This window comes from Winogradskyella sp. (assembly GCF_013213975.1).
Lineage (GTDB): Bacteria > Bacteroidota > Bacteroidia > Flavobacteriales > Flavobacteriaceae > Winogradskyella.
In genome coordinates this window covers 1-4,401 of the sequence record NZ_JABSST010000131.1, presented here as the reverse complement: position 1 = coordinate 4,401, position 4,401 = coordinate 1, and the positions used below count along the sequence as shown (strand labels likewise).

Annotated in this window: 5 protein-coding genes; all 5 read right to left on the bottom strand. The window is 32.8% G+C overall.

The genetic code is table 11. From position 1 onward, the window contains the following. Positions 1-392, bottom strand: a 392-nt coding sequence (locus HRU49_RS14100; protein ID WP_296358281.1) for an ATP-binding cassette domain-containing protein, incomplete at its 3' end; no start/stop codon positions are given. Between the two features lie 4 nt (positions 393-396). Continuing rightward, positions 397-1,290 (bottom strand): ABC transporter permease, encoded by an 894-nt coding sequence (locus tag HRU49_RS14095; RefSeq protein ID WP_296358278.1) that lies wholly within the window; start codon positions 1,288-1,290, stop codon positions 397-399. A gap of 76 nt (positions 1,291-1,366) precedes the next feature. Beyond that, positions 1,367-2,347, bottom strand: a complete 981-nt coding sequence (locus HRU49_RS14090; RefSeq protein WP_296358277.1) for an SDR family oxidoreductase — start codon at positions 2,345-2,347, stop codon at positions 1,367-1,369. Between the two features lie 23 nt (positions 2,348-2,370). Next, positions 2,371-3,666, bottom strand: a complete 1,296-nt coding sequence (locus HRU49_RS14085; protein ID WP_296358275.1) for a nucleotide sugar dehydrogenase — start codon at positions 3,664-3,666, stop codon at positions 2,371-2,373. Next, positions 3,663-4,253 carry a sugar transferase gene (locus HRU49_RS14080; protein WP_296358273.1) on the bottom strand — a complete coding sequence of 197 codons (591 nt, stop codon included), beginning with the start codon at positions 4,251-4,253 and terminating at the stop codon, positions 3,663-3,665. Before HRU49_RS14080 ends, HRU49_RS14085 begins: the two co-directional genes overlap by 4 nt. Positions 4,254-4,401 lie beyond the last annotated feature (148 nt).

The window sequence follows — 4,401 nt, the reverse complement described above, 5'->3', positions numbered from 1 at the left end:
ATATTTTCTCGTCCTGTAAGCTCGGGATGAAATCCTGTACCTACTTCTAAAAGCGAAGCGATTCTCCCCTTGGATTTAATTAAACCAGTCGTAGGCGATGTCACTCTAGACAGTATTTTTAATAAAGTAGATTTCCCAGCCCCATTTTTGCCTATTATACCTAAAACCTCTCCTTCTCTAACTTCAAAATTGATATTCTTTAGTGCCCAAACATAGCTACTATTTCCTTTTATACTTCTATCGTTAGATTCACCTATTTTTAAATACGGATCTTCTTGCCCTCTAATTTTACTCCACCAGCGATTTAGGTCATGACTTAATGTACCTGTCCCAACTACCCCTAAGCGGTATTGCTTTGAAACATCTTCAACTTTTAGCATCACTTTAGTCATATCTTTATATCGTATCTACAAAACTTTTTTCAGTTTTATTAAAAATGATTAACCCAATTAAAAATAGAACTACAGATAAAACAAAAGTTATCATTATGCTTTTAATTGAAAAACTTCCTTGAGAGAAAAACATATATCTAAAGGATTCTACCACCTTAGCCAATGGATTGTTTTCTATAACTGGATTAATAATTCTCGCTGCTCCTGGAAAGTTATTAGATAATTTACTAATTGCAATATCCGTTGGGTACACTACTGCTGAAAGGTACATCAATAACTGTGTACCAAATCCAACCAAAAAAGTTAAATCTCTATATTTAGTTGTCATAGATGAAATTACCATACCAAAAGCTAAACCCAAAAGTCCCATAATAGCAACCAATATTGGAAAAAACAACAAAGCTTTGCCATTAAGTTCTCCAGATAAATTACTAAAGCTGAAATACAGATAAAAGCCTAAGAAAATTAAACCCTGAATACCAAATTTAAGCAAGCCAGAAACAACTTTAGACATTGGCATGATAACACGAGGAAAATAGACTTTATTAAAAATCTGCTCGTTCTTTTTAAAAGTATCGGAAGTTGCTTTTAAGCATTCAGAAAAATAGTTCCATATTGATATACCTGCTAAATTAAATAAGAATGGATGGATACCATCACCAACATTAATATTGGCTATTCCGTTAAATATTATAGTGAAAATTACGGATGTTAAAATTGGCTGTATTAAATACCATAAAGGTCCCAATACAGTTTGCTTATATAATGTAACAATATCTCGCTTAACAAAGAGAATCAGTAAGTCTCTGTAGCGCCAAATTTCCTGTAAGTTAAGATCAATTAACTTCTTTTTTGAAGAAATGATATAAAGCCATTGTCCTTTTTGATCAATACTCAAGTAGTAATTAAATTAAGTTTCTGCTAATATACTAAATGAGTATTTAGTTTAAAATCGCAGAACCTAAAAATCAAAACTAATTTCTAAAATAATCCCAAGTAATTTTGAGCCCTTCACGAACAGTATATTGAGGCTTATAACTTAATAGCTTCTCTGCCTTAGATATATCTGCTAATGAATCTCTAACATCACCTTTTCTAGGAGGACCATATATAGCATCTAAATTCGATTCTGCAGCAATTCTTAATGAATCCCATAAATAGTTTACGGTTATTCGTTCACCACATGCAACATTAAAGACTTCATTTGAAGCTTCTTTAGGTGCAAAAAAGCCCCTTATATTGGCTTGTACTGCATTATCAACAAATGTAAAGTCTCTTGTTTGTTCTCCATCACCATTAATTTTTGAAGGTTTATTATCCTTTAAAGCTTGCATAAATAATGGAATTACCGCTGCATACGCTCCATTTGGACTTTGTTTTGGGCCAAACACATTAAAATAACGTAAACCTATAACATCTGTCCCATAAGTTTTTCCAAAAACATCAGCATAAAGCTCATTCACATACTTGGTTACAGCATAAGGCGACAATGGTTTCCCAATGGTATCTTCAACCTTTGGTAATGATTTACTATCTCCATAGGTAGAACTTGAGGCTGCATAGGTCATTCGCTTTACTGTTTCACTTTCCTTTAAAGCAATTAGCATATTAAGGAATCCGGATATATTGACTTCATTTGAAGTAGCCGGATCATTTATTGACCTAGGCACTGAACCTAAAGCAGCTTGATGAGACACATAATCTATATCAACCATAGCTTTCTTGCAGGTATCAAGATCTCTAATATCTCCTTCAACCAATTCAAACAAAGGATTATCCATAAACTCAGTTAAATTTTCTTTATAACCGTTGGAAAAATTATCTAATACTCTAACCTTCTTGGCACCATATTTTAATAAATATTCAACAATATTAGATCCTATAAAACCAGCACCGCCAGTTATTAAGAAACTAAGATTAGATAAATCTTGTGTATGATATTGATTCGTGTACATAATTTAGATTTGGGGTTTTAAGTTTAAAGGCGAGCGTCTACAGAATTAAGCGGTAATAATGATTTAACATCAAAAATAACAGTCTGATTAGTTTTTAAATCGTCAATAGAAACTTCTAAGAATTCTTTATGAGATACCGCCAGAATAATTGCATCATAACTAGTTCTTAAATCACTCGTAGATGATAACAAATCTAAACCATATTCATGTTTGACTTCTTCCGTTGATGCCCATGGATCGTAAACGTCTACATTTACATGGTAAGATTGTAATTCTTCAATAATATCAATAACTCTTGAATTTCTAATATCAGGACAGTTTTCCTTAAACGTAATCCCTAATACTAAAGCATTAGAGCCTTTAATTGTTGCACCTTTATTGATCATCATTTTAACAGTCTCGGTTGCAACGTATGCACCCATACTGTCGTTCATTTTTCGACCCGCTAAAATAATTTCAGGATTATATCCAGACTCTATTGCTTTTTGCGCTAAATAATAAGGATCTACGCCTATACAATGACCACCAACTAAACCTGGAGAGAATTTTAAAAAATTCCACTTGGTTCCAGCTGCCTCCAAAACAGCTTTGGTATCGATATCTAATAATCTAAAGATTTTAGATAATTCATTAACAAAGGCAATATTAATATCGCGTTGAGAGTTTTCAATTACCTTTGCTGCCTCTGCGACTTTTATAGTAGGAGCTAAATGTGTACCTGCCGTTATAACTTTCTTATAAAGTTGGTCAATTTTTTCTGCGATTTCAGGTGTAGAACCTGAAGTTACCTTTAATATTTTAGTAACAGTATGCTTCTTGTCACCTGGATTGATACGTTCTGGTGAATACCCAGCATAAAAATCTTGGTTAAACTTTAAACCTGATACTTTTTCTAAAACAGGAACGCAAATATCCTCAGTAGCACCAGGATAAACCGTTGATTCGTAAACAACAATATCATTAGCCCTTAATACTTTACCTACCGATTCACTCGCTTTAATAAGAGGTGTAAACACTGGTCGCTTAAGTTCATCTGTTGGTGTAGGAACCGTTACAATGTATATATTTGCTAATGCAAGGGCTTCTACATCGTCAGTAATGTATAATCCTTTATCAGCTTTTAGGTCGGTCGTTAAAACAGATTTAAGATTGTCATTATCAACCTCTAGTGTTTTATCAACTCCAGAATTTAATTCATGAATACGCTGTTTATTGATATCGAAACCAACAACAAAAAATTGCTTGGCAAATTCTACAGCAAGGGGCAAACCAACATAACCTAAACCTATGATTGCAATTTTATCTTCAGAATGTGTCATTTGTTTATAGTAGATTTAAAAATGAGTTTCAAATCTAAATAAAAACTGTAATTCATAACATAGTTTTTATTGATTTTCACTTTATCTACCCAAATAATCGTTCTATTGTAATGATCAGGGTCTTTTTGTCGTTCTAATACACGCTCTTCGTTTTTATATTTTAAAGTAGCCTCACCTGTAATCCCTGGTTTTACTTTTAAAATAATCCTATCTTCCCCTTGTAATTCGTCAGCAAAACCCTGGATATCAGGCCTTGGACCTACAAAACTCATATCACCAACTAAGACGTTAAAAAGCTGTGGTAACTCATCCAATCTAGTCCTTCTTAGGTATTTTCCTAAAGCTGTTGCACTTTTTTCTAAATGACCCAATTTATGCTCCTCTTCTTTTAAAGTTCTTATTTTATAAATTTTGAACAATTTACCATGTTGTCCAACACGTAATTGAGAGAACACACCATACTTTTTTGTATCAATAGTCGCTATTCCCACTAAAATAAAAATAGGAACTCCGACAAAGGGCAAAAGAATCAAAACTAGAACTACATCGAATGCGCGCTTTCTTTTGAGTTGTGCCTGAGATATCAAAACTTTAATCTACTTTTTAGAGTCGTTTTAGGAATTTTTTAATCTTTTTAAATAAGGACTCTTTGTCTCGCTCATGATAGGTATTTACATAAATCCCATAACCGTATCCATAAACGTATACATAGACATATCCATAATTATGGTTATT